At 67.3% G+C, this 24,541-nt stretch carries 23 protein-coding genes and 1 pseudogene; 8 read left to right on the forward strand and 16 right to left on the reverse strand.

The window, feature by feature from the left end:
* Positions 1-19 precede the first annotated feature (19 nt).
* The 5 genes from B9C43_RS03305 to B9C43_RS03325 are packed head-to-tail and all read right to left on the reverse strand — an operon-like array spanning position 20 to position 4,658.
* Positions 20-622, reverse strand: a complete 603-nt coding sequence (locus B9C43_RS03305) for a GNAT family N-acetyltransferase (RefSeq protein WP_084424513.1) — start codon at positions 620-622, stop codon at positions 20-22.
* Positions 619-2,172: an amidohydrolase gene (locus B9C43_RS03310; RefSeq protein WP_143446079.1), complete on the reverse strand. Its 1,554-nt coding sequence runs from the start codon at positions 2,170-2,172 to the stop codon at positions 619-621. The genes B9C43_RS03305 and B9C43_RS03310 overlap by 4 nt, the downstream gene beginning before the upstream one ends.
* Positions 2,169-2,561 carry an acyl-CoA thioesterase gene (locus B9C43_RS03315; RefSeq protein WP_033392367.1) on the reverse strand — a complete coding sequence of 131 codons (393 nt, stop codon included), beginning with the start codon at positions 2,559-2,561 and terminating at the stop codon, positions 2,169-2,171. Before B9C43_RS03315 ends, B9C43_RS03310 begins: the two co-directional genes overlap by 4 nt.
* On the reverse strand, positions 2,558-3,946 hold the full coding sequence (locus B9C43_RS03320; RefSeq protein ID WP_084424515.1) for an AMP-binding protein: 1,389 nt from the start codon (positions 3,944-3,946) through the stop codon (positions 2,558-2,560). Before B9C43_RS03320 ends, B9C43_RS03315 begins: the two co-directional genes overlap by 4 nt.
* A complete protein-coding gene (locus B9C43_RS03325) occupies positions 3,939-4,658 on the reverse strand; it encodes an enoyl-CoA hydratase/isomerase family protein (RefSeq protein ID WP_084424516.1) in 720 nt (239 codons plus the stop codon). Before B9C43_RS03325 ends, B9C43_RS03320 begins: the two co-directional genes overlap by 8 nt.
* Before the next feature lie 86 nt (positions 4,659-4,744).
* On the opposite strand from B9C43_RS03325, the gene B9C43_RS03330 reads away from it, so the two are divergent.
* Genes B9C43_RS03330 through secD form a run of 3 tightly spaced genes read left to right on the forward strand, consistent with a single transcriptional unit; the run spans position 4,745 to position 8,015 of the window.
* A complete protein-coding gene (locus B9C43_RS03330) occupies positions 4,745-5,380 on the forward strand; it encodes a TetR/AcrR family transcriptional regulator (RefSeq protein ID WP_084424517.1) in 636 nt (211 codons plus the stop codon).
* Between the two features lie 13 nt (positions 5,381-5,393).
* A complete protein-coding gene (locus B9C43_RS03335) occupies positions 5,394-5,798 on the forward strand; it encodes a hypothetical protein (RefSeq protein ID WP_084424518.1) in 405 nt (134 codons plus the stop codon).
* Positions 5,799-5,834: 36 nt separating this feature from the next.
* The gene (secD, locus tag B9C43_RS03340) at positions 5,835-8,015 is read left to right on the forward strand and encodes a protein translocase subunit SecD (RefSeq protein ID WP_084424519.1); all 2,181 of its coding nucleotides are present in this window, start codon (positions 5,835-5,837) and stop codon (positions 8,013-8,015) included.
* Here the strand turns inward: secD and B9C43_RS03345 are convergent.
* Positions 8,012-8,521 (reverse strand): YceI family protein, encoded by a 510-nt coding sequence (locus B9C43_RS03345; RefSeq protein WP_084424520.1) that lies wholly within the window; start codon positions 8,519-8,521, stop codon positions 8,012-8,014. The two genes, secD and B9C43_RS03345, sit on opposite strands and share 4 nt — an antisense overlap.
* A gap of 10 nt (positions 8,522-8,531) precedes the next feature.
* Positions 8,532-8,831, reverse strand: coding sequence for a hypothetical protein (locus B9C43_RS03350; RefSeq protein WP_033392361.1), 300 nt, complete (start codon positions 8,829-8,831; stop codon positions 8,532-8,534).
* Positions 8,832-8,923: 92 nt separating this feature from the next.
* On the opposite strand from B9C43_RS03350, the gene B9C43_RS03355 reads away from it, so the two are divergent.
* A complete protein-coding gene (locus B9C43_RS03355) occupies positions 8,924-11,593 on the forward strand; it encodes an ATP-binding protein (protein ID WP_160096287.1) in 2,670 nt (889 codons plus the stop codon).
* Here the strand turns inward: B9C43_RS03355 and B9C43_RS03360 are convergent.
* Positions 11,587-12,169, reverse strand: a pseudogene (locus B9C43_RS03360) (DUF1684 domain-containing protein). The gene B9C43_RS03355 and the pseudogene B9C43_RS03360 sit on opposite strands and share 7 nt — an antisense overlap.
* 389 nt (positions 12,170-12,558) lie before the next feature.
* Between B9C43_RS03360 and B9C43_RS03365 the strand changes: the two are divergent.
* The gene (locus tag B9C43_RS03365; RefSeq protein WP_084424522.1) at positions 12,559-13,491 is read left to right on the forward strand and encodes a sporulation protein; all 933 of its coding nucleotides are present in this window, start codon (positions 12,559-12,561) and stop codon (positions 13,489-13,491) included.
* Positions 13,492-13,540: 49 nt separating this feature from the next.
* Here the strand turns inward: B9C43_RS03365 and B9C43_RS03370 are convergent, their stop codons facing one another.
* Positions 13,541-14,065 carry an ATP-binding protein gene (locus tag B9C43_RS03370; RefSeq protein ID WP_143446082.1) on the reverse strand — a complete coding sequence of 175 codons (525 nt, stop codon included), beginning with the start codon at positions 14,063-14,065 and terminating at the stop codon, positions 13,541-13,543.
* Between the two features lie 218 nt (positions 14,066-14,283).
* Between B9C43_RS03370 and B9C43_RS03375 the strand changes: the two genes are divergently transcribed.
* Positions 14,284-14,634, forward strand: a complete 351-nt coding sequence (locus tag B9C43_RS03375) for a hypothetical protein (RefSeq protein ID WP_084424524.1) — start codon at positions 14,284-14,286, stop codon at positions 14,632-14,634.
* 52 nt (positions 14,635-14,686) lie between these two features.
* On the opposite strand, the gene B9C43_RS03380 is transcribed toward B9C43_RS03375, so the two are convergent.
* The 5 genes from B9C43_RS03380 to B9C43_RS03400 form a co-directional block, all read right to left on the reverse strand.
* The gene (locus B9C43_RS03380; RefSeq protein ID WP_084424525.1) at positions 14,687-16,069 is read right to left on the reverse strand and encodes a hypothetical protein; all 1,383 of its coding nucleotides are present in this window, start codon (positions 16,067-16,069) and stop codon (positions 14,687-14,689) included.
* A 96-nt stretch (positions 16,070-16,165) separates the two neighbouring features.
* On the reverse strand, positions 16,166-17,113 hold the full coding sequence (locus tag B9C43_RS03385) for a LysR family transcriptional regulator (RefSeq protein WP_084424526.1): 948 nt from the start codon (positions 17,111-17,113) through the stop codon (positions 16,166-16,168).
* Positions 17,114-17,228: 115 nt separating this feature from the next.
* Positions 17,229-17,990, reverse strand: a complete 762-nt coding sequence (locus tag B9C43_RS03390; protein WP_084424527.1) for an AfsR/SARP family transcriptional regulator — start codon at positions 17,988-17,990, stop codon at positions 17,229-17,231.
* 47 nt (positions 17,991-18,037) lie between these two features.
* Positions 18,038-18,457 carry a TOBE domain-containing protein gene (locus B9C43_RS03395; RefSeq protein ID WP_084424528.1) on the reverse strand — a complete coding sequence of 140 codons (420 nt, stop codon included), beginning with the start codon at positions 18,455-18,457 and terminating at the stop codon, positions 18,038-18,040.
* A gap of 38 nt (positions 18,458-18,495) precedes the next feature.
* Complete coding sequence (locus tag B9C43_RS03400) at positions 18,496-19,263, reverse strand: siderophore-interacting protein (protein ID WP_084424529.1); 768 nt, start codon at positions 19,261-19,263, stop codon at positions 18,496-18,498.
* A gap of 140 nt (positions 19,264-19,403) precedes the next feature.
* Here B9C43_RS03400 and B9C43_RS03405 point away from each other — a divergent pair, with 140 nt between their 5' ends.
* Complete coding sequence (locus B9C43_RS03405) at positions 19,404-19,886, forward strand: cation:proton antiporter regulatory subunit (protein ID WP_033392346.1); 483 nt, start codon at positions 19,404-19,406, stop codon at positions 19,884-19,886.
* Positions 19,887-19,909: 23 nt separating this feature from the next.
* Positions 19,910-21,094, forward strand: coding sequence for a cation:proton antiporter (locus tag B9C43_RS03410; protein WP_084424530.1), 1,185 nt, complete (start codon positions 19,910-19,912; stop codon positions 21,092-21,094).
* Here B9C43_RS03410 and B9C43_RS03415 read toward each other — a convergent pair.
* Positions 21,075-21,569, reverse strand: coding sequence for a metallophosphoesterase family protein (locus B9C43_RS03415; protein ID WP_084424531.1), 495 nt, complete (start codon positions 21,567-21,569; stop codon positions 21,075-21,077). The genes B9C43_RS03410 and B9C43_RS03415 overlap by 20 nt on opposite strands.
* 114 nt (positions 21,570-21,683) lie before the next feature.
* Complete coding sequence (locus B9C43_RS03420; protein ID WP_160096289.1) at positions 21,684-24,455, reverse strand: AfsR/SARP family transcriptional regulator; 2,772 nt, start codon at positions 24,453-24,455, stop codon at positions 21,684-21,686.
* Positions 24,456-24,541: the final 86 nt, after the last annotated feature.

Consider the following 24,541-nt stretch of genomic DNA (forward strand, 5'->3'; position numbering starts at 1 on the left):
ACCCGATCTTAATGCAAGACTATTGCAATAAGAGGCCGCTTGTCCGCAGAGTGCTCTCCACCAGGGGATCGGCGTCCGTCAGGCCATAGCGGTACCGGTACACCGCCAGCATCGTGTCGCGCAGGTCGTCGCCGGTGATCGGAGCCGTCTGGGCCTGCGTCAGGTCCGCGGCCATCAGCAGCATCGGGTGCGGCTCGTCCTCATTGGGCTGGTGATACCCGTTGATAGGCAACAAGACCGCGCCGAGTCGGGTGTAGAAGGCGATCCGGCGGCTGCGGACGGTCTCCTCAGCCTCCTCGATTCCTTCCTCGGCGGGGTCTTCGACGTCGTAGACGATCCGCGTGAACCCGGCGTCGGCCATCTCACGGCGTACTTCGGACCACAGGATCGCGCCGAGGCCGCGGCCACGATCCCCGACGACGAAATACCGCAGGAACACCCAGTCCGTCGGGCCGAGTTCGCGCAGCACAGCGAGGCCGCGTGGAGAGCCGTCGGTCAGCACCAGTGCGCGATCGGTGAGCAGGTCTTCGAAGGGTGTACGCAGCCGCGCGCTGAAGCCGTCCTCGTAGATCTTGCGGACCTGCGCCAGGTCGGGCAATGACGTGGCGGGGACGAGCTTCACCGGAACACCCCGCCGACCATGGTCCGCAGTACCTCGATGTCCTTGATGCGGCCGGGTTCCACGGTGGCCGGACTGTCCGACAACACCACGAGATCCGCCAGCTTGCCCACAGTGATCGTGCCCTTCCGGTATTCCTGTTTGGACGCGTACGCCGAGCCGTACGTGAAGGCACGCAACGCCTCCAGGCCGGTGATCGCCTCCGGCGGGTTGAACGGCACCCCCGACGCGGTCTGTTGGTTGACCATGTCGTGCATGCCCAGCAGGGGAGCGCCGGTGACCACCGGCCGGTCCGAGCTGCCCGGCACGACGATCCCGGCGTCCAGCAAGGACCTTTGCCGGTACGCCCATCGCGTGCGTTCCGGGCCGAGCGCACGCAGCATTCCGTCGCCGATCTCGTTGGCGAACCTGCCTTGTGGCACAGGAATGACTCCAAGATCGCGCGCCCGCGACACCTGATCCGGCCGGGCGACACCGAAGTGCTCGATCCGATGCCGCCTGGACGGGTCACCGGCGGACTCGTAGGCGTCGAGGACGAGGTCGATGGCCGCGTCCCCGATCGCATGCGTTGCCACGCGCCAGCCCGCCTTGTGCGCCGCCAGGATCGTGGACGTCAGCGCGTCCGGATCGCCTTGCAGGTAGCCGCGTTCGCCGGGCGTGTCGGAGAAGTCGTGGCACATCGCGGCGGTGTGGCCGATCAGCGAGCCGTCCGAGAAGACCTTGACCGGGCCGATGCTCAGCCAGTCGTCGCCGAAGCCGGTGCGGATCCCCAAGTCGAGGCCGAGCCCGAGCTCGGTTATCGGGTGCAGCACGTCCGCGGCCACCATCAGCTCCACCCGGACGTGGAGTCTGCCCTGCTCACGAGCGCGGTGATACGCCTCGAGCTCGACCGGGGTCTTGCCGATCCAGCCGCCGCCGATCCCGGCCTCCACGCAGCTGGTGATGCCTTCGCGCAGGTACCGCTGCCCGGCACGGTCGATCGCGTCGACCAAGGTGTCCACCGGATACGGCAGGATCAACGGATTCACCAGCTGCTGGGCCTGTTCCTGGAGCAAGCCGGTGGGCCTGCCGTCCGCGTCTGCGACGACCAGGCCACCGTCCACGTCGACGGCGTGCTCCGAGATCCCGAGTTCTCGCAGGACAGGGGAGTTGACCACGCACATGTGCCCGGACGTGTGCTTCACCAGCACCTTGCGGCCCTGTGCGGCACGGTCGAGGCCGTCGCGGGTCGGGTGCCCGCCGCATTTGTTCTGGTCGTAGCCGGACGCGATGATCCACTCACCCTCGGGCGCGGCGGCGATCGCGGCGTACAACGCGTCGAGGCTGGTCACCCGGACGTCCACTTCGGACAGTGTGAGTCCGTACCAGCTCATGTGGTTGTGGGCGTCGTGGAAGCCTGGGGTGACCGTGGCACCGTCAAGATCGATCACTTGGTGCGCCGGGACTTCCTCAAGGGCGGCGATCCGGTCGCCGAGGATGGCCACCGCCCGCGTGTCCGGGCCGTCCAGCGTGATCACGTTGGCGTTCTTGAGCAGGAGATCGGCCTTGATCATTGCTGCATCCCCGCGAACATATCCCGGTACCAGTCACTCCAGGGGCTGGGCTTGCCGTCGGCGTCGACCTTGACGATCACGCGGTACCCGCGCGCGTAGTGTCCACACTGGAATCCGTATACCGCGCTGGTCGTGCCGATCTTGTCGGCGGTCAGCTCGATCGGCAGGATCCCCGGCGAGGTGAAGGCGGTAAGGAACTCGATGTGCAGTTCCCTGACCACGTAACGCAAATCCTCGTCGCGGTCGGCTAACTCGGACCAGCCCTTGCCGAGCTGTTCGAACAACGCCGACTGGGCGCGTTCGACGTGCACGGCGAACCGCGAGTTGTGCAGCGTCCCGTTGAGGTCCAGTTCGTCGAAGAACACCGGGCTGTCCCACTTGAAGCTCACCGCAACTGCTCCTTCGCCACGCGTTCGGACGCCGTGCGCGGCAGGTCCACGCGGAATTCCCAGAACCGCGGGACTTTGAACGAGGCCAGCCGGTCGGAGCAGAACTCGGCGAGTTCCGTCTCGGTGACGTCGCCGACGACGAACGCCTTGACCTCCTCGCCACGGATCTCGTCCGGCACGCCGATCACCGCGGCCAGCCGCACTTCGGGGTGGCTCATCAAGACCTCTTCGACCTCGTGTGCGGCGATGTTCTCGCCGCTGCGCCGGATCATGTCCTTGATCCGGCCGAGGTGGTACACCCGTCCGTCCTCGTCGATGCGCGCGAGGTCGCCGGTGCGCAACCAGCCGTCGTCGAACACGTCCGGCTTGCCGAGGTAGCCGTCCATCATTCCGGGACCTCGCAACAGCAGTTCACCGTTGACGATCTTGGCCTCCCGGTGTGGCGCGGGTCTGCCCAGGCAGCCGGTCGCGACGAAGGCGTCGTGGTCCTCGTCCGTGATCCGGATGTCCGCACCGGTCTCAGTCATCCCGAACGCCTCGTACCAGCCGACGCCCCACCGGTCCTCCAGTGCCTTGTGCAGTGCCGGCGGGATGGCCGAGGACTGCACGACCCGCACCCGGTGATCGCGGTCCGCCGGATCCGGCGCCATCTTCAGCAACAGGGCCGGCATGGCGCCGAGGCAGTAGAAGTACGTCACGTGGTGTTCGCGGACCTTGGCCCAGAACGTCGACGGGTGGAACCCGTCCAGTACGACCAGTTCGGCTCCGGCCAGCAACGCGGCGACCATGTTCCACTGTGGATCTATGTAGTGGAACGGTTGCGCCGTCAGCATGACGTCGTTCTCGGTCAGATAGGGGAAGTGCGACACGAGGCTCTGGCAGAGGTGCAGCCAGTAGTCATGGGACAGCACGCACCCCTTGGGGTTCCCGGTGGTGCCGGACGTGTACTGGATGTTCACGACTCGGCTCGTCGGCCCTTGGGCGAAACTTGGCCGGGGTGTCAAGGTTTCGACGTAGTGCACCGCCGGTGGGTCGACGGTTTCCAGCAGCGTCCGGAATTCCCCGGTCGTCACCACAGCGACGGCTGCCGACGACCGCAGCAGGTGGGACGTGTCCACAGACCGGTACTTGACGTTGACCGGGACCATCGCCGCGCCGAGTTTGATCAGCGCGAGCCAGATCAGCGGGAACTCCGGCTGGTTGCGCAGCAACACCGCGACCCGGTCGCCCTGGCGAATTCCCTTGTCCCGCAGCGCTTGGGCGTATCCCGATGACAGCTCGTGCACCTCGGCGAAGGTGAACCGGCGGCCCGGATCGAACGTCCACGCGATCTTCGCCGGCCACTTCCGCGCCGCCCTGGCGACGACCTCGACCAGGTCAGCCATGGCGGTACTCGCCGGACACGCTGGTCAGGATGGCGTGGTCGACCTCGGTGGCCAGTGCCTCGTCGAGCGTCGCGTCCAGCCCTCGGTCGAGAGCTTGCTTGGCCAAACTGGTGGCCACGGGCGGGCGTGCCGCGATCCGGGCGGCCAGTTCGAGCGCGACCTTCTCGTGCTCGCCCGCGGGCACCACCCGGTTGATCAGGCCCAGCGCCGCTGCCTTCGCAGCGGTGATCCGCTCACCCAGGACCAGGAGTTCCTTGGCGCGAGCGGGTCCGACGATCTTGGGCAGGAGTGCGGAGATGCCGCCGGTGACGCTCAGCCCGACCTCGACCTCGGGAAAGCCGAACTGAGCGTGCTCGTCGGCAACGATCAGGTCGCAGCCCAGCGCGAACTCGCAGCCCGCGCCGAGCGCGTAGCCGTGCACCGCGGCGATCACGATTCCGGGGAACGCCCTGATCCGCCGAGTGACGTCCTGGATCTGCTCGAGACGCTGCCGCGTTTCCAGACTGGTCTCTTCCGGCGTGGGTTCCTTGAGGTCATGGCCCGAACAGAACGCCCGGCCACGTCCGGCCAGCACGATCACCCTGGCGTCCGCGGCCTGGTCGAAGGCGTGGAGCAAGCCTTCGGTCAACGCGGGCACGACCGCGTTCAGCCGCTCGGGCCGGTTGAGATGGATACGGGCGACGCCGTCCCGGCATTCGTAGTCGACGACCACCGCGTTTCCTCCCGTAGCTTTCGTTCGATCGATCGATCGATAGAATGCGACGACGGGTGCGGCCCGGTCAAGAGAGCGGGGTAGTGATGTCGCAAACCACAGCGCGCCGGGTGCGGCAGGCGGCGATCGAACTGTTCGCGACCCGGGGCTTCCACGGCACGGGTATCCGCGACCTCGCCGAGGCCGCGGGACTGTCCTCCGCGACCCTCTACCACTACATGGGCACGAAGGAAGACCTGCTCGTCTCGATCATGCGGACGAGCCTTGAACGCCTGGTCACCGCGGCCAAGCAGGTCACGTCGGATGTGCCGGACCCGCTGGACCGCGTGTCCCGTCTCGTCGCGCTGCACGTATTGACGCACGCGTCACAGCAACTGGAGACCAGGGTTGTCGACGGCGAGATCCGTGCCCTGTCGGACGCCCGACGGTCCGAGATCATCGCGTTGCGCGACGAGTACGAGGCCTTCTGGCAGTCGGCGATCGACGACGGGTGTTCGCGTGGTTCGTTGCGCCCGAGTTCCCGTCGGGTGGCCCGGCTGGCGTTGCTGGAGATGTGCAGCGGGATCTCCCGGTGGTACTCGCCGGATGGACCGTTCACTTTGGACGACTTGGCCTGCCGGTACGTCGAGATGGCACTCGGTCTGCTCGGTGCGACGGATCCGTTGCCGAAGCGGGAACTGGGACCGGTGCACGCGGTCATGGCCGCGGTCTGGGGCGATTGAGTACAGTGGCGGCATGACAGCCCGGCGACTGCTTCTGCTGCTGGTCGCTGCTGTCCTTGTGTCGCTGGGTTTCGCGGCGAACGAGACTGAGTCTGTGGTCGGTGCGGTGCCGCCGCCAGCACAGGAAACGGGCCATCCTGCGGCCAGCGCGCCCGCGGAACGTCAATCCGGCACCGAGACCGTCGCGCTTGAGCAGTCGGTCGTCAACGCGGTCCCGCCGGTGCGGGAGGTCGGCAGGCTCGCCGCCGATCCGGGACTGCTGAAGGTGCACAGCGTCGCCGAGATGGCTGATGCGCCGTCCACCGAGCCCGAACTGGTGCGCCTCGGTGGCCAGAATGAAGACGTGCTGCGGGTTTCCCGTGTCGCCGCACTTGCGGTCGCGGACGATCGTGGTCCTCCGGTCCGGCAGGTGTTCTGAAGAACCCCTGTCCGGACAACCACATAGGAGACTCTTTTGTCGCGCGTTCAAGCGCGGCAACGGATGACTGGGCGCGTGATCACGTGCCTGGTCGTCCTTGCCGCGGCTGTCTATCTTCTGCTCACCACCGCGCCCCGATTGGGGTTGGACCTGCGTGGCGGTACGCAGGTCGTGCTGGAGACCAAGGCCGAGGCCGATGACGAAGCCACCGAGCGGACGCTGGAAGTGTTGCGGCGCCGCGTCGATGCGCTCGGCGTGGCCGAACCGATGCTGGCCAGGTCCGGGGACAACCGGATCATCATCGAGCTTCCCGGCCTGCAAGACCCCAAGCAGGCCGTCGAGACCATTGGCAAGACGGCTCAACTGGCGTTCCATTCCGTGACCGGTGCGGCCGAGCAACTCGGGCCGGTCGCGCTCACCGGTGAAGGTGTCGAGGAAGCCCGGCACGAAACGAACCCGCAGGAAGGACCCGCGTGGTTCGTCAGCATCGACTTCCGCAGCGATGCCGCAGCCAAATGGGAGCAGTTGACCGGGCAGGCGGCGTGCTTCCCGCCCGGCGACCCGCGGCGGCAGGTGGCGATTGTGCTGGACGGCAAGGTGATCTCGGCACCCCAGGTCGACGTGCAGGCGCGCTGCGACACCGGGATGATCGGCGACCGGATCCGGATCACCGGCCAGTTCGGCCAGGCCGAAGCCAAGGACCTGGCACTGCTGATCAACGCGGGCGCACTGCCTGTCCCCGTGGAGATCATCGAGCAGCGGACAGTCGGCCCGACGCTGGGTGCGGCCGCGATCGAGGACAGTGCCCGGGCCGCGGTCATCGGGCTGGCCCTCACCGCGGCGTTCCTGATGGTGGTGTACTGGTTCTCCGGTTTCATCGCGGTGCTGGCATTGCTGTGCTACGCCTTGGTTTCCTACGCGGCCTTGCTGGCGATCGGGGCGACGTTGACCTTGCCCGGTCTTGCCGGGTTCGTCCTGGCGATCGGGATGGCAGTCGACGCGACGGTTCTGGTGTTCGAACGGGCCAGAGAGGAACGGGACAGCCCGCTGCCGAGAGCTATCGAGAAGGGGTTCAAGGGTGCGTTGTCGGCCATCGTCGACTCGAACGTGACGACCCTGCTCGCCGCCGGGCTGCTGTTCCTGCTGGCATCCGGTCCGGTGCAAGGGTTCGGCGTGACGCTGACGATCGGTGTCCTCGCGGCGATGTTCACCACGTTGGTGCTGACCCGTCTGCTCATGCACTTCGCCGTGCGATCGCCCAAGATCTCCGGCCTGACCAGGGACGGCCGGGTCCGGCAGTGGGTGAACCGGCGGAGTCCGAACTTCCTGGCCAGGCCACGCAGATGGTTGGTCGCGGCCGCCGCGGTGGTGATGATCGCGTTGGCGGGCATGGTTTTCGCCGGTCCCAAGCTCGGCGTCGAGTTCACCGGCGGCCGGGTCCTCGAATACAGCACCTCCGCTGACGTCAACCAGGTTCGCGAAGCGGTGGCGGAAGCTGGTTTCCCGAGAGCGGTCGTGCAGTCCACCGGCAACAACGTCGTATCGGTACGCACCGAACCGGTCGACCAAGCGGCGACCGAACGGATCCGGGACGCGATCTCCCAGGTCAGCCAGGCGACGCAGATCCGCGACGAACAGATCGGTCCGAGCCTCGGCGCCGAGTTGCGGACCAAGGCGTTGATCGCACTGGGACTCGCGGTCGCAGCCCAGTTGATCTACCTGGCCGTCCGGTTCGACTGGCGGCTTGGCGTGGCAACGGTTGTGGCCCTTGCCCAGGACGTGGTGATCATCCTGGGCATCTTCACGTGGCTGGGCAAAACGATGGACGGCGTGTTCCTCGCCGCCTTGCTCACGGTGATCGGCTACTCGGTCAACGACTCGGTGGTCGTGTTCGACCGGGTCCGTGAGCTGAGAGGCAAGCGCCCGAAGGACCCGTTCGCGAAGACCGTCGGTTCGGCTGTGCTGCAGACGTTGCCGCGCACGGTGAACACCGGCATCGGTGTCCTGTTCGTCCTCGGGGCGCTGCTCATCCTCGGTGATGGTTCCCTTGCGGACTTCGCATTGGCCCTGCTGCTCGGCTTGGTCGCAGGTACGGTGTCCACAGTAGCCACTGCTGGGCCCGTGGCCATCCTGCTGGACCGGCGTTACCCAGGCGCAGCGCGCGCACCCAGGCGGCCGGCCCAGCGAGGCCGGGCAGGAAGCGGGGCAGTGGTCTAGGGAACACGGCGCACGCTCGCGGTGATCGTGATGTCGATGATCCGGCCGATCAGGAACCGGGGCGCGCGCAGCGCGATGTGCCTGCGGTCGAACTTGGCGGACGCGACCATCAGCACCGTGCCGTCGTCCGCGATGGACGAACGGACGTCGCCTTCGATCGGCGCGAGCATGCCACGCACACCGAGCTCACCGGTGACGTGCCAGCCCGCGTCGGTCGCGGTGACCGTGTGGGACTTGAACGTCATTGTCGGGTACGCGTCCAGGTCGAGCAGGCTCGGCTTGCGCAGGTCCTTGTCCCGGCGGCTGTGGCCGGTGCTGATCGCGCTCAGGTCGAGCGTGCCGCGCACCGCCGTTGGTGAGCCGTCGGGACCGACCTCGACCGTTCCTTCCTTGATGGGCACGGTGCCGTGCACGGACCGGCCGAGGTTGCCGACGACGAACGTGGCCACGCTGCTGCCCGGGGCGATGATCCAAGTGCCCGTGGGCATGGTGAGTGCGGTGGTCATGTCATGCTCCTTAGTCGTGCATCGCGACCACGGGGAACAGCTCGACCCGGTCGGGTCCGCGCAGCAGCGCAGGGTCCTCTCCGGGCAGCAGTTCGGTGCTCATGATGGCTTTCTGGATGTCGCGCAGGGTCTGCTCGCTGTCGGCGAAGGTGACCGTGAACCACGATCCGTCGTCGCGCTGCAGGACGTAGGTCTGGACGTTGCCGAAGGTCGCGACCAGGGGCGCGATGCGGTGGGTTCCGGCGTACTCGGCCGCGGCGATCTCTTCCGGACTGCGGGGGCCGTCGAAGTAAGTGATTTGTGCGTGCATGCCACGAAGTCTCTGGCGGCGCGGCACTGACCGGATCAGTGTCAGTACCGAGGACTGGTACTGAACTTCGGTCCGGGGGCGATACTGAGGGCGTGGATCTGCCGATCGTGGGACGCGCGGACGAGCTCGCCCAGCTACGAGCCGCTTTGCTGGCCGCGTCCGCAGGGTCGGGCAGGTTGGTGCTGGTCAGCGGCGATGCCGGGATCGGCAAGACACGACTGGCCACGGCTGTCGCCGAGATGGCGGCCGAGTACGACGTACCCGTCGCCCGTGGGTACGCAGTGGACGATCCCGGGATGCCACCGCTCTGGCCGTGGCGGAGACTCGCCCGCGACGTGCCCTCTTTGGCCGGAGCTTTGGCAGCGGACGCGGCGCTGGGATCGGCGTCGGCCAGGTTCGCGATGTTCACCGACGTGACCGACGCCTTGGCCGATGCCGCCAAGGCGGGGTTGGTCGTCGTCCTCGAAGACCTGCACTGGGCAGACCGGACGTCATTGCGCCTGCTCACGCACCTCGCCAGCGAGTTGGCCGGGACGAAGTTGCTTGTGCTCGGCACCTTCCGTGACGCCGATGGCACACCATTGGCCGAGTACCTGCCGGATTTGCTGCGCGCCACCATGACCAAGTCCATCCGGCTGGCCGGGCTGTCCACCCAGGACATCGCGCACTGGCTGCGGCTCGCGGCGATGGACGTGGACATCGCCGAGCAGCTGGAGGCCAAGACCAACGGCAACCCGCTGTACGTGCGCATGCTCGTCGACTGTGGACCTGACCTCAGCGGGCACCCCGAGCTACGCAGGCTGGTGCTCGCCCGCGTGCCCGAAGAGGCGAAGGAGCTGCTCGGCGCGGCCAGCGTGCTGGGGGAGGAGATCGATCTCCCGCTGCTGACAAAGGTTTCCGGAGTACGCGAGGAGTGCGTGGGGGAATTGCTTGACGCGGCCGTGCGTGCAGGGATCCTCCGTGCGCGTCCGTCCATTTCGTTCGTGCACGCACTGGTGCGGGACGCGCTGTACGAGCAGCTACCCCCGTCGCAGCGGATGGCCTTGCACCAACGGGCGGCCGAGGCGCTGGCCGAGACCGGACCGCCCGGCCCGGTCGCCAACCACTGGCGGCTTGCCGGCAACGTGGAGAAAACCGTGCACTGGGCCCGGAAAGCCGCCGCATCGGCGATCGAGGAGCTGGCGTACGACGAAGCAGTCGAGTTCGCCAGGCTGGCCCTGCAGTTCCCGGACGCGCGACTGACGCTGGAACTGGCCAAGGCGGAGTACCTCGCCGGGAACATCAACGCGAGCCTCGCGCACTGCGAGCAGGCGGCAAGGCTTGATCCGGACCTGGTCGCCGAAGCGGCACTGGTGAACACCGGTCTCGGTGACCTGACCACGATTTCCACAGTGGACAGAATGTGTGCGGAGGCGTTGCGGCGGGAACAACCCGGCGCGATCAGGGCCCGGCTGCTCGCCCAGCGTGCGATCGCGATGGTCGGACCGGGCAACTCGCCTGCCTTGTCACGGGAACTGTCCGCGCAGGCGCTGGCGCTCGCCGAAGCCAGCGGCGACCCGGACGCGTTGATGGACGGCCTGCACGCCAGGCATTTCACGTTGTCCGCACCGCAGTTCCTGGCTGAGCGGCGGGAAATAGCGCGCCGTGCGTGCGACCTCGGCGAGACGCCCGAGCAGCCGCTTGCCGCGTTGTGGGGACACGTGTGGCTGGTCGACGCCGCCTTCCAGAGTGGTGACCTGGACGGGGTGGAACGGGAGATCCGCCAGATCGAACGGTTCGCGGCCACCCGGCAGCACGCCCTCGCGTGGTGGCACGCCACACGGCTGCGCGCCACCCACGCCGCGCTGATCGGGGACATCGAACGCGGACTGCAGCTCAACGAGGCGACGAGGAAGATCGCAACGCGGATCGACATCCATGCCGAAGGCGGCCTGTACTACGCCTACCGGCACCAGATCGCGATCCTGCGCGGGGTGCTGGACAAGGACGAGGCCCAACTGATGCTGCGGATACTCGCCGAGGTCCGCGAAGTCCTGCTGGCCCGCATCTGCATCCCGATGACGTACGCGCTGATCGGTGACCTCGCGTCGGCACGGGCGACGTTCGAGGAGTTCCGGCACCTGCCCGCGAAACTGCAGATCGCGCCCCAATGGTCGGCGGCGTTGCAGATGATCGGGGGCGCCGCGATCATGCTCGACGACACCGAGACCGCGGACGCGGTGTACCGCGTGTTCAGCACCCTCGAACCGGACTACATGACCGACGGCGGGGGCGCGGTGTTCTGCGCCGGTGCGTCACCGCGATTGGTGGGCGAGCTCGCATTGGCCACCGGCCGGGTGACGGAGGCGATCGACCAGTTCCGGTTGGGCATCGAGATGAACAGCCGAATAGGCGCGCGTCCGTTCCTTGCCTTGAGCAAACTCGGCCTGGCGCAGGCGTTGCTTCGGCGAGGCGAGCACACCGACGTGCCCGAGGTCCGCAGGCTGGCGGCCGAGGCGGCAGCCGAGTTCCGTCGCCTCGACATGCCCCGACCACTCGCCACCGCCGATGCGCTGCTTCGCGAGGCGGGCAGCGCGAGCCCGTTGTCCCGCCGCGAGTCGGAAGTAGCCGAACTCATCGGGCAAGCGCTGTCGAACAAGCAGATCGCCGAACGGCTGGTGCTGTCCGAGCGGACCGTGGAATCCCACGTGCGCAGCATCCTGAGCAAGCTCGGGTACACCACCCGGACCGAGATCGCGACCTGGAACATCCGGTCTCAGTAAGGAATCTTCTCCCCGGCCTCCACCGCGAACGGCAGATCGTTGCCAGCGGGCGGCAACGGGCACGTGGCGAACTCAGTGAACGCACACGGCAGGTTCAACGCACGCGTGAAGTCGAGGACGACGGTGCCGTCCTCGGCGATGTCCGGAATGGACACTTCCCGGTTGGCCGCGTAAGTGGTGACACCACTTGTCGCATCGGTGAACAGAATGGTGAGTCCACCTGTCCTGCCGTTGAACGCGGTCAGCGTGTGCTCCTTGCCGTCGTACTCGAAACGCACGATTCCCGGGTGCGGTGTAGACGTGGCTGAGGCCTTCGACAACTGCGCCGACCGTCGTCGGACGCGGTTCGTCGAACGGCTCGTACCGGCCCTGCAACACCCATTCAGGCGACGGTTCGTAGCTCGGTACACCGCGGAAGTCCTGTAGCGCCTTGGCTTTCGGGTCGTGCGCGCGGATCAGGTACCCGGACCGCCTGGCGACCTCGATCTCGACGTCACCGGCGATGACCCGGGTTCCCGGCCCGCTGTTGACCAGCTCGAACCGCTGGACGCCGGTCACCGGCTTGCCCTCGTACACCAGGTCCGCGCCCTGCGGGTCGACGTAGGCCGCGTTCTGGTCCTGCCACCAGACCCCAGGCAGGTTGCCGTAGGTGCGGGGCGTTTCGTCGAGCCAGTCGAGCGAAACCAACGCCAGCCAGCCGTACGGATCAGCGAGAGCCTGCTCGCGGCGGGTGTGCCAGTCCTGCCACTCGGCAACGAAATTCGACATGACAGGTGCAACGAACACCCCAGGCCGCTATTCCACTGTCCACATTTCGGGACCACTCCGCGGTATCTGCCACTGGTGCCGGTGCGGGGATTTTGCACGTGTCGACCAGGTGGGCGATTTGTCCGGAACTTCGGACCCCTAGAGTTGCGTTGGCATTATGTCCGCCCCTGCCGTGAAGCGAAGGAGAAGACCTCCGGATGGTGTTCAAGAAGATGTTGCAGAAGCTCGGCGTCGGCGGGCCGTCCGTCGACACTGTGCTGGCCGACCCCAGGGTCATGCCTGGCGGGACGCTGACCGGCGAGGTGCGGATCCTCGGCGGGGAAAGCGAGGCCGAGATCGAGCACATCGCGTTGTCACTGGTCACCCGGGTCGAGCGCGGGGACCACGGGCAGGGCATGGTGGAGTTCCACCGTGTCGTCGTCGCCGGCCCCACCAAACTCGCGGCCAAGCAGGAACGCACCATCCCCTTCGGCATCCCTGTGCCGTTCGAGACGCCGATCACCGAGGTCGGCGGGCAGCGCCTGCCGCGAATGGATCTCGGGTTGCGCACCGAGCTGTCCATCGCGAAGGCGGTGGACAAGGGCGACCTCGACCCGGTGTACGTCGTGCCGCTCGAATCGCAGGACGCTGTGCTGGAAGCCTTCGGGCAGCTGGGTTTCCACTTCAAGTCGGCCGATCTTGAGGCGGGCCGGATCTACGGCATCCGCCAGGAGCTGCCGTTCTTCCAGGAGATCGAGTTCTACCCGCCGCAGCAGTTCGCCGGGCGGATCAACGAGGTCGAGCTGACCCTGGTCGCCTCGCGCGAGGGCCTTGTCGTCGTCCTGGAAGCCGACAAGCGCGGTGGCTTCGGCGGTGGCCAGGATGTGATCGGCCGTTTCGAGGCGTCCCACCGCGAGGCGCTCGAAATGGACTGGGCGCGGATGTTCCACGAGTGGCTTGAGCGCGTGGCCAGCCGTCGCGCCAGCATGTTCGGTGGGCACGGCGGTCACTACGGCGGCCACGGTGGACACCGCGGCGGCGGGATGGGCGGCATGGTCGCCGGCGCCGCGGCTGGTGTCGTCGGCGGCATGATGATCGGCGAGATGATGGACGGCTTCGGCGAGGACGAAGGCGGCGGCGAAGAAGGCTGACAGTCACGGTGAACCGCCCGGGCGCGCCGCGTGCCCGGGCGGAACCGGCTCAGGAAACCCTGCTGATGGTCTGCACGCCGCCGCCACCGACCGGGCGCAACTCCGCGATCGGCCAGCCGAGTACCACCGTCGTGCCGCTCGCGGTCGAGGTCACGTCGAACTCGTCGGCGAGGGCGGCCATCAGCAGCAGCCCCCGGCCTCTGGCGGATGGCTCGGATCGCGGTGTGCGCCACCGGCCGCAGTCGGACACCACGGTCCACGCGCAATGCCCCGACTGGTCACAGCCTGCGAACAACGTCACCGGCCCAGCTCTGTTCAGGTACGCGTGCTCGACCGAGTTGGTTGTCGCCTCGTCGAGTGCGAGCACGATGTCCTGCGTGAGGCTCGCTCCGAGGTCCAGCTCGGCCGCCCACCGGGTGATCTCCCGCCGTGCGGTGCCGAGCTTGCCGGGGTCGGCGGAAAACCGCAGGTAAACGTGCGGCTGTGTGACGTCCACATCCGCTACCACCTTCGCCGCCACCTTGGGCAGCGTCGCGCCCCAGTCCTGTAGTGGAAGCGCTGCCTTTTTGCGCATCGTGGCCAACACACCCTCGACTCGCTGACAAGTCCGCTAACTGCGTACCCAATTCGTCGCAGATCTATTCCACCGTTCAGCCGCAATGGACTGTCACGCAGCGTGATGCCGACCGGCCGGTGATCACGGTCAGGGGATCATCGTTTCGGCCGCGATTCGTGCGGGAAGATTGATCAAGGCGGACAACGGGGTCCGCCGTCCACCAGGGGAGAGCGGCCTTGAGCATCAGCCAGCACGCGGCTCCGACCACCGCGAAGGTCGAGCGGCCAAAGCCAACCGTCACACTCACTCCCGGCCTGCGGCTGCGGACCGAGGTCGGAGTCGCACTCCACGACCTGTCGCAGGCAGGTGACGTGAGAACTGTTCTGGACAACCTTCGAGGGGCACTGGCCTACACGGCGGCGATCGGCGAGACCGCCATGGTCGCCAAGGCCTGCGAGGACGTTCGCTTGGCCATCAGCAGACTGGACGCCGGACTCGTCACGTCCGCGTGCTCGTCGCTGACCGAGGCGCTGCGAGCGTTGAGCCCGCACCAGGAAGCCACGCCGGTACTGGCGCGGATGCTGTGACTGGAGACCGCGGACGCCGGGCCGGTCGGGGTGGTCCGGCGTCCACGGGGTCTTACGGGGCGATGCCGACGTTCGGGTAGAACCGCTGCCAGATCTTCGCCTGGAACTCGGTCAACGCGGGCCAGCCGTACGCGCCTATCCGCGGGCGCACCCTCGACTCGTAGCTGTTCGGCTGGAAGCCAGGCTCGAAGAAGCAGCCCTTGAGGTACTTCTCGTCGAACGCCGGGCACGCCGCCGCAATGGAGGCGGGCGTGGGCTTGCGGCCGGTGTGCACCCAGGTCGACAGGGCCGAAACGGCCGCGGCGTACTCAGAGTTACTCAGGGAGCTGTGCTCGCTCTCCTGGGTGAAAGTTTGTACGAGGTAGCGCGCCTTGCCGGCATTGGTCACTGAAGCCTTGTATGCGGACTCGTGCTCGACGAACGCCGTCGGATCGTTGATCGCGTGCATGGTCAGCACCGGCACCTTGATCTCGCCGGTCAGATCGCTGTCGTACGAGAGATCACGAACGGCTGACTGGTCGGCCAGGAACCGTTCCACGCCAAGGTTCAGCGCCACATCGTCGTGCGAGCCGGAGTACCAGACGCCCAGGTTGGTGAAGGGGTTACGGCCGCCCAGCCGGTTGTGCACGATGTCGCGGAAGGTGAACGTCGCGAAGTTCAGGTGCGACGCCAGCGTCCGCTCCGGAACCCCGGTCACCGCGAGGATGTCCTTGAGGTTCTGCGCCTGCTGAGCGGTGCGTTCCTGCGGCTGCGACTCGATCCCGGTGCATTCCTGCAGCCTGGCCCGCAGGCCGCTGCTGGTCATGGTGGAGTCCTTGCGCAGCCCCATCCACAGTGGATACTGCGGCTCGGTCGGCCGCGGGTGGTTGCCGCAGTAGTACTGATAGACCACGCGCAGGTCGACGCGGTAGTTGTAGCCGCGGGTGGCACCGGCCAGCACACCGTTGGTGAGCAGCACACCGTCGTATTTGTACTGTTCGGCGGCCTTCGCGGCGATGTTGCCGCCCCAGGACTGCCCGTGCAGCAGCGTGGTCTTCGGCTTGCCGAAGCTGCGGGTGAACTGAGCACGGAGGTTCTCAGTGTCCAGAATGGCCATTTGAGTGCCGTAACCGCCGCGGCGGTACGAGGAACCGGCCCACGCGTAGCCCTCGCTCACCATGACCGACCAACGCTTGAGGTCGTCGACGCTGCGCTCCTGAGTCGGCGCACCCAGATCCGGGCCACCATGGGCGTGCAGCACCAAAGTGCCGTTCCAATTGCGAGGGACGGCGATCGAGTAGTACGCCCCGTTGCTGTCTTTGCCGCCGTAGCACGTGGTTTCGGCGGGAATGGTGTCCGGGCACGCCACGGCCGGCAACTGGTCCGCAGCCGCAGCCGCGGCAGGAACCGCCGTCAGTCCCACCAGTAAGGCGGCGATGAGTGAAACCGTCTTCATGAGTCCTCCGCGAGCTGCGCACCGTCGCGCTGGGGTGACGGTAGACACACCGGCCGCGGCCCGCAGAGGTTGCGTTCATTGAGTTCACGTGGCGAATTAATCGTCCACGTTGAAGGAAACATCCCGTGCGGTCTCGATGAAGGAGCGGATCGCGGTGTTGCGGGCGGAAGTGCGCCAGATCGGCACGACGACCATCGGCGGCATGTCGTGGATCGGCACCACCGCGAGGCCGGGAAAAGCCATTCGATCGAGTGCCGTGCTGACCGTGACATGCAGTCCGTGGCCACGCGCGACGGAAGTCAGGGCGTCTTCGACGATCAGCACTGAGCGGCCGGCCATTGACGGGATGTCCTCGGCCAGCCGGTTGAGCGGGACACCGGACGGCGTGACCGGCGGTATCCACGCGTTCTGCAGCTCGCGCGGCCAGGAATTGCTCGGGCTCAGCAGCGGATGACCGGCGAGCCGCTCGACGCTGATCGACGTGAATTCGGCCAGTGGGTGCCCGGACGGGACGATCACGCCCCGGCGCACCTGATGCAGCACCGGACCCACGGTCAGTCCGGGTGCCTCGACGGCTTTGCCGTCGCCGCCTGGGCTCCAGACCAGTTGAACGTCGGTGTCCTCTGGCCGGAACGGGCCGTGTGATCCGATGTCGAAGTTGACCATCGCCCGGAGTTTGACTGTGAACCCAGGATGGCGGTGTTCGAAGGCGGTCACGATGCGGGTGACGGCTTTGGCGCCGATGGACGGCATGTAGCCGACCGACAGTTCGACCTGGACGTCGTGCGCGACTGCCTGGCAGTCGGTCAAAGCCGAAGCCAGCGCGCCGAATCCACGTCGTGCGCCGTCGTGGAACTTCTCGCCGAGCGGGGTCAGCCGCACGGTCCGGCTGGACCGTTCGAACAGCGGCCCGCCGATCTCGCGTTCGAGGGCACGGATCAGCTGGCTCACGCGGCCCTGCGTGATGTGCAAGCGGTCCGCGGTCCGGCCGATGTGCAACTCGTCGGCAAGGACCAGGAAGGTCTCCACTTCCCGTAGCTCCACTGCGGCCCCTCGCGCTCAACCCGGTCGACGACGACGCTCATGGTCAGGTTAGCGCCAATTCCGTATGCATCCGATTGCAGCTTCTGCTGTCGATTCTGTCCGAAGAGGACAGACGTCAGCCGGTAGCATGCCTGACCCCTGGCCGCAGGATCCGGCAGATCAGGTCACGGCTTGCTTGGTCGGGCCCTCGGTTGGCCGAGGAGACCAGCGTCATCCGCAGCCGTTGATACGCCGCGACGGCCCGGGCTGGCTGATTGGCCAGGACACAGGCCCGCATCAGCATGCGGTACGCGGGCTCGTCGAGGGGATCGGTCGCGACGAGTGTTTCGGCGAGAACTTGCGCCAGGCGCGGCGCGTTCGTCCGCAATGAACACTCCGCGGCCACGTGCCGAGACCGCCGCAGCAAGGCTTTCTGTGCGTCACGGGCCTGCTCCGCCCACGGAGCGGTCCGATGATCGGTCAGCACCGGCCCGTCGTCGAGCAGCCGCATGGCCTTTTCCGCGATGAGCAGGCCATGCGCGGGTTGGGCGTCCTTCAACAGGCGTTCCGCTTTGAGGACGTGGGTGGCCGCCTCGTGCAGATCCACATGGACCGACTCGCCCAACTGGTAGCCGCGTCTGCCGCCGACGATGGCGTCCTGACCGAACCGCCCCCGTAACCGGCTGACGAGCGTTGCCACGTTCGCCTCGGGTTCACGCGGCGGCGCGCCTTCCCACAATGCGTCGACCACGTAGGACATCGGTACCGTGCGGTCGCATTGCGCGCCGAGCAGCGCGAGCAGAGTTCGCGCTTTGCGGCTACCGACCGCACGGGTCTCCCATGCGTCCGCTGTGTTGGAAACCCTGACCACGCCGACCAGCCGCAAGTTCCAGCTCATACCCCTACGGCGTGACGTCCGCGTGCCACGGGTGTGCCACACAGTTTCTAAACAGTTGTCAGCGAGACCTCAGTGGACTTGATCAGGGCGACGACCTGGGCACCGGCGGCCAGACCGAGCTCGTTCACCGCGTCGCGAGTGATCGCGGCGGTCAGCTCGCCGCCGTCGACCGAGATCTTGACGGTGGCCATCGCCGCGCCGGTGGTGACGCTGGTGACCTCGCCACGCAACTGGTTGCGGATGCTGATGCCAGGGACGGGCTGGGTGGACAGTGCCACCTCAGTTGACTTGATCAGCGCGTTCACCTGCGTGCCATTGGTGAGACCCAGCTCGTCAACGGCCTCACGGGTGATCGCCGCGGTGATCTCCTGCCCGCCCGTGAGGCGGGTCTTGACCGTGGCTATGACCTCGCCGGACTGGACCGCGCTCACTGTGCCGGTGAGCTTGTTACGGATGCTCAGTGCCATGAGCGCGGACTGTAATGCTGGTCCGGCTGCCCCGCGACTCAGTCGTAAGCGGGGCGGTTGGCGCTCCAGTAGCCGCAGAAGTAGATCTGCTTCTTGTCGATGCCACGCTCGTTGACCAGGTAGCGCCGGATCGATGTGGCGAGCTTCTGCTCACCGGCCACCCATGCGTACGGCTTGCCCTCGGGCAACGTCACCGACCGCAGGACGTTGATCACCTCGGCGCCGCGGTGCGCGCCGCGGTTGAGCCACGACACCTCGACACCGTCCGGAATCGCCAGCTCAAGCCGGGTGAACGAGTCGGCGACCTCCAGCAACACGGTCGCGTTCGTCTGCGGCGCAAGGCTTTCCAGGATCCCGGCGATCGCGGGCAGCGCCGTCTCGTCGCCGACCAGCAGTTGCCAGTCCGCGTCCTGCGGCTCGTACTCCGAGCGGTCGGACAGCACGCCGATCCGGTCGCCGGGACTGGCCGCGCACGCCCATTTCGAAGCCGGACCGGTGTCGCCGTGCAGGACGAAGTCGATGTCCAGTTCGCCACGCGCGTGGTCGATCCGGCGGACCGTGTAGTTGCGCATCACCGGACGGCGTTCGGCGGGCATGGCCTGCAGCTCGGGCCACCAGTCCTCGGTGACCGGCAGCCGGAAGTCCTCAGCGACCGGGAAAAACACCCTGGCCAGGTGATCGGGTCCGGTGTACGCGAAGTTCGGGACGTCGTCACCGGCCAGCGTGATCCGGGCCATGTGCTCGGACAGCTTCCGCACGGCCGTGACGGTCACGAACATCGGCCGCTGCTGGCTCTTCACGGACATTGCGCGCTCCTCCCAGGCTTTTGTCGGTTAGCCTAACCTAACTCGATCATCGGCGGGATGGGGAGGGCGGAAGCGCTGTGAGTGCCGGGTGCAGGGGTTCGGTGCGGTGTTGACCATGCTGGCGAGCTAAAGTCGGAATTGTGAACGTCGAGGTGACACCCCTGCCGGGTTTGGGCACACGCCAGGACTTCGTCTCACGCGCCGGCCGGAGGATCGGGGTGATCACCTACCGGGACGGCAAGATGGAGATGATCGTCTCCAAACAGGACGACACGGACTCGTGCGTCGCGTCGATCCCGCTGACCACCGAGGAGGGCGCGACCCTGGCTACATTGCTCGGTGCGCCACAGCTGGTCTCACAGCTGCGCGACCAGCACAGGGAAGTCACCGGGATCAACACCCGGCAGCTCCCGCTCGCGCCGGGGTCGCCCTACGACGGCAAGACCCTCGGTGACACGGCGTTGCGTACGAGGACAGCGGTGTCCGTCGTCGCGGTGGTGCGTAACGGCACCGTCCACCCCTCGCCCCGGCCGGACTTCCGGCTCGTCGGCGGCGACATGCTCGTGACAGTTGGCACGCCCGACGGGCTGAGCAACGCCGCCGACGTTCTCGAGTCCGGCTGATCTGAACCACCACAAGGGGACAAGTGCACGACACCGCCATCTCCCTGATCGAACTGGGAGCGGTTTTCTTCGGCCTGGGATTACTCGGACGCATCGCGTGGAAAATCGGGATATCGCCGATCCCGCTGTACCTGATCGGCGGCCTCGCGTTCGGCTCTGGCGGGCTCGTCCCATTGCACGGCATCGAGGAGTTCGCCTCGCTGGCCGCCGAAATCGGCGTGATCCTGCTGTTGTTGCTGCTGGGCCTGGAGTATTCGGCGGACGAACTCGTCACCGGGATGCGCCGGTCTTGGCTGGCGGGTGTGCTCGACATCGTGCTCAACGCCCTGCCGGGCGCGTTGGTGGCGCTGTGGCTGGGCTGGGGCCTGGTCGGGGCGATCGCGATGGCGGGGGTCACGTACATCTCGTCGTCGGGGATCGTCGCGAAAGTCCTCGGCGACCTCGGCAGGCTCGGTAACCGCGAAACGCCGGTGGTGCTGTCGATCCTGGTGTTCGAGGACCTGGCGATGGCCGTGTACCTGCCGATCCTCACCGCACTGCTGGCCGGTGCGACGCTGGCAGGCGGGCTGACCGCGGTCGGGATCTCGCTGATCGTGATCACTGTGGTGCTGATCGTCGCCCTGAAATTCGGCCGGTACGTGTCGATGCTGGTCGACAGCCAATTGCCGGAAGTGTTCCTGCTGCGCGTGCTCGGCGCGGCGCTGCTGGTCGCCGGAATCGCCTCACAGCTGCAGGTTTCCGCCGCGGTTGGCGCGTTCCTGCTGGGCATCGCGATCTCCGGATCGACCGCCGAGAACGCGACCAAGCTGCTGGAACCGTTGCGGGACCTGTTCGCCGCGATGTTCTTCGTGGTCTTCGGGCTCAACACGAACCCGACGAGCATCCCGCCGGTACTCGGCTACGCCGTCCTGCTGGCCATTGTCACCGCGTTGACGAAGGTCGCCACGGGCTGGTTCGCCGCACAGCAGCAGGGAATCGGCCGGATGGGCCGGGCTCGGGCAGGCGCCGCGCTGGTCGCCCGGGGCGAATTCTCGATCGTCATCGCGGGTCTGGCGGTGACCGCGGGCGCCGTGGACGAACAGCTCGCCGCACTGGCAACGGCGTACGTGCTGCTGATGGCCGTGCTTGGCCCGGTCGCCGCCCGCGTCGTGGAACCAGTGGCCCGCGGTATGCAGCGGAGGTTGCGGCCTAATCCGTCACCGGGATGATCTGGGCGTCGAGGAGTTCGCCGTCCGCGATGGTCAGGATCCCGATGGTGCCGTGGGGCTGACGGCGGCGGTCGGTCGGCGAGCCGGGGTTGAAAATCCTTACGCCGTCGCCGGTCTGGTCCATCGGGATGTGCGAATGGCCGAACACCACCAGGTCCGCGTCCGGGAACCGGCGGCGCATCCGTGCGGCGCGGCCGGTGGCCTGGCCGCTGTCGTGGATCATCGCGACCCGCAGACCCGCCAGGTCGAGCTCGAGCGTCTCCGGAGCACCCCACGCGGCCACGTCCGGGCCGTCATTGTTGCCCAGTACGACATGCACCGGCGCGAACCGCTCCAGCTCGTCCAGGACATCCGGTGTGCACACGTCGCCCGCGTGCAGGATCACGTCGGCGTCCCGCAAGTACGAAGCCACTCTGGGCGGGCAGGACTTCCAGCGCCGGGGCGAGTGCGTGTCGGCGAGTACCACCACTCTCATCCGGCCATTGTGCTGCAAAGCTTCTGCAACGGCCGGTGAACGCAGACTCCGGGGTCGCCGTTCTGGCCAAGCATTCGCACGAGCTGGCCGGTGAACTGCGGGTGATCATCGAGATCAGCTTCTGGCGTAAAGGCCGTGGAACCCGGCTTCGCGGGCGATCTCCTCGGCGTGCGCGGTGTGCGCGGCGGCTTGGGTGTGGTCGTTCAGGCTTGTCAACGCGGCGGCAAGGCCGAGGTGGATCCGGGCTTCGGTGTGCCGCTGGCCGCCGCGGACGGCCAGATCAAGGGCACGGAAGTAGTGCCTGATCGCCTCGCGGTGATCTCCCCGGCGATGGCAGACCGCGCCGAGGGTTTCCAGCGTGCCGCTTTCGAAGCTCGGGTCGCCGAGCGTTGCCGCGATGGTGATGGCGGAATGTGCGTATTCCAAAGCGGTTTCGTGCTCGCCGAGATGGCTGTGCAGCTCGGCGTACTCGCACAGCAGTAATGACTGGACCGGGCGTTTCAAGGGGACGTCGGTGAAGCGCGAGGTCTCGGCGAGCAGGGCACCGGCCTGGTCGATGTCACCGGACTCGCGGTGGATGTAGGCGAGTGCGGCCAAGGACGCCACCGCACAGTTGGGCTCGCCGAATTTCTCGGCCAGTGCGAGTGTGACCGTGTAGGACTCGGTCGCTGTCTGTGTGTCGCCGCGCCACCCGGAGACCATGCCGATGGCCATCAGTCCCAGCATGCGACCGACCTCGTGCATCTCGACCAGGTGGTTCGCATGCCTGACGGCCTCATCGAGGTCGCCGACGGCGGCGTGGCCGAAGGCGAGTTGGGTCAACGCGGTCGTTTCTCCGACGCCCCATCCGGTGTCCCGGCTCATTGCCAAAGCACGGGCGGCGTGCGTCAACGCTTCCCGCGACCGGCACTGCCGCATCCGCAGATCGGCCAGGCTGTGCAGGCCGATGATCTCGCCTCGGACGTCGTTGACGGCACGAGCCGCCCGCAGAGCCCTGGTGACGATGATCTCCCAGTCGATCACGTGCGGATGGATGGAGAAGTACCCACGCATCAAGGCGGCCAGTTGCCACGCCAACGCGTCAGGTGCTTGCGAGATGGTGGCGACCAGGGTGGGGCGTTCGGCATCCAGCCAGGCCAACGCGCCGTGCGGCTCGGTGAACGCGACCGGTGTGCCCGGATGGGCGACGTGTGCGGGATATTCGGCCGCGTACAACATCTCCGTCGCCGAGCAGAGGTTGCCCAGGCACCAGTCGTGGAACCGGTCGACCGGGCTCGGGCCGAGCTCGCGGCCGTACAGCCGAAGCAGGTCGTGGAACGTGTACCGGCCGCCGGAAGTCGGCTGGATCAGGTGCGCGGCGGCTAGCGTCTCGAGCGAGCGTTCGGCCGGGGACTCCAGCAGGTACGACGCCACGCCCGCGGCGAAGTCCGGCCCGGGAATCCAGGCCAGTAGCCGGAAAAGCGCAGCGGCCTGGTCGTCGAGGGTTTGGTACGAGGTGGCGAACGCGGCCCGCACCGCGGACTCCTCGTCGCCGTGAACCTCCAATGCGGCCAGACGGTTTCCGTTGCGCAGCAGCGAGATGTGCTCGGTCAGCGGGCGGTGCGGATGCGCGGCGAGGTCTGCGGCAGTGATCCGCAACGCGAGCGGGAGGTGTGCGCACAGCTGCGCGAGTTCGGCGATTCCTTCGTCCGGTACGCCCAGCGCGCCAAGCAGTTCGTGCGATTCGGCGACCGGAAGGCTGTTCAGGATGACCTGCCGCGCGCCGTCCTTCACGACCAGTCCGTCCAGCCGGTTGCGGCTGGTGACCAGCACAAGGCTGCCGGAAGTCCCTGGCAGAAAGGGGCGGACCTGCTGTACGTCGGTGGCGTTGTCCAGCAGGACGAGCATTCGCTTGCCGCTCAACAACGTCCGGTACAACGCCGCGGCTTCGTCCGCGTCGGCCGGAACGCCCTCGGGTGGCACACCAAGTGCGCGCAAGAACCGGCCAAGGACGTTCTGCCCACGCAAGTCAGCTTGTAACTGCCCGTCAGGGAAATGCTCACGCGCCCGATGTCCCCAGTGGACGGCCAACGCCGTCTTGCCGACGCCTGGCATGCCGGCGATGACGACCGCGGGAGCGGTTCGTAGTCTGTCCAGTTCGGACAGATAGTCCGCGCGGCCGGTGAACCCGCGGACGTCGGCGGTGAGCTGGGCGGGTTTGGTCGCCGGACGGCTGATGTCCTGGCGAAGCACCTGCTGGTGGGCCGTCTGCAACTCGTGGGACGGCTCGACGCCCAGCTCGTCGACCAGCCTGCGCCGGATGTCGGTGAACAGCTGCAAGGCCGCCGCCTGTTGCCCGCTACCGGCCAAGGCCAGCCCGAGCCTGGCGTGCAAACCTTCGTGCAGCGGCTCGTCGAGCTGACGCAACTGAGTGACCGCGTCGGCATGCCGTCCCGACTGGATGGCCGTGTCGGCGAACTTGAGCGTGACATCAAGGCGGCGCTGGGCGGCGGCCACGGCGAGGGGATGGGCGCGGACCTGGTCGGGCAAGTCGGCCAGTACCGGTCCACGCCAGCACGCCAACGCGTCGGCGAGCAGATCGCGGTCGGCCAGCGCGTCGAAGGCGTGCAGGTCGGTATCCGCGACCAGCCGGTATCCCGTGCCGACCAGCTCGATCTCCAGGCCCGCCCGCCGCAACCGGGACACGTACCCGGTGACCAGCTCCGAGCAGCTGTGCGGCACTTTGCCTGGCCACAGCACCTCGATGATCTCGTCCCTGCTGACCACCTGGCCGGCGTGCAACGCGAGCAAGCCGAGCAGGCAGCGCTGTTTGGTCGCGGCCACGTGGACTTCCTGGCCGGCGACATGGATCGTGAGTGGGCCGAGCACCCCCACCTGCCGGGTCACGCACGCCATTCTATGTGTTCTTGACGTGTCAAGAATCCGGTTTGCGTCCTGCCGGTCTGGCTAGCGTGCCGCTCATGGCGGATGTG

Source organism: Kibdelosporangium aridum (assembly GCF_900176515.1).
Taxonomy (GTDB): Bacteria; Actinomycetota; Actinomycetes; order Mycobacteriales; family Pseudonocardiaceae; genus Kibdelosporangium; species Kibdelosporangium aridum.

Excerpts from the sequence above, each read along its gene's own strand:
- B9C43_RS03310 (WP_143446079.1), bottom strand. The coding sequence starts at position 2,172 with ATGATCAAGGCCGATCTCCTGCTCAAGAACGCCAACGTGATCACGCTG.
- B9C43_RS03390 (WP_084424527.1), bottom strand. The coding sequence starts at position 17,990 with ATGAGCTGGAACTTGCGGCTGGTCGGCGTGGTCAGGGTTTCCAACACA.
- B9C43_RS03395 (WP_084424528.1), bottom strand. The coding sequence starts at position 18,457 with ATGGCACTGAGCATCCGTAACAAGCTCACCGGCACAGTGAGCGCGGTC.
- B9C43_RS03345 (WP_084424520.1), bottom strand. The coding sequence starts at position 8,521 with ATGACCACCGCACTCACCATGCCCACGGGCACTTGGATCATCGCCCCG.
- B9C43_RS03350 (WP_033392361.1), bottom strand. The coding sequence starts at position 8,831 with ATGCACGCACAAATCACTTACTTCGACGGCCCCCGCAGTCCGGAAGAG.
- B9C43_RS03330 (WP_084424517.1), top strand. The coding sequence starts at position 4,745 with ATGTCGCAAACCACAGCGCGCCGGGTGCGGCAGGCGGCGATCGAACTG.
- B9C43_RS03335 (WP_084424518.1), top strand. The coding sequence starts at position 5,394 with ATGACAGCCCGGCGACTGCTTCTGCTGCTGGTCGCTGCTGTCCTTGTG.
- B9C43_RS03400 (WP_084424529.1), bottom strand. The coding sequence starts at position 19,263 with ATGTCCGTGAAGAGCCAGCAGCGGCCGATGTTCGTGACCGTCACGGCC.
- B9C43_RS03370 (WP_143446082.1), bottom strand. The coding sequence starts at position 14,065 with ATGCGCAAAAAGGCAGCGCTTCCACTACAGGACTGGGGCGCGACGCTG.
- B9C43_RS03365 (WP_084424522.1), top strand. The coding sequence starts at position 12,559 with ATGGTGTTCAAGAAGATGTTGCAGAAGCTCGGCGTCGGCGGGCCGTCC.
- B9C43_RS03415 (WP_084424531.1), bottom strand. The coding sequence starts at position 21,569 with ATGAGAGTGGTGGTACTCGCCGACACGCACTCGCCCCGGCGCTGGAAG.
- B9C43_RS03320 (WP_084424515.1), bottom strand. The coding sequence starts at position 3,946 with ATGGCTGACCTGGTCGAGGTCGTCGCCAGGGCGGCGCGGAAGTGGCCG.
- B9C43_RS03380 (WP_084424525.1), bottom strand. The coding sequence starts at position 16,069 with ATGAAGACGGTTTCACTCATCGCCGCCTTACTGGTGGGACTGACGGCG.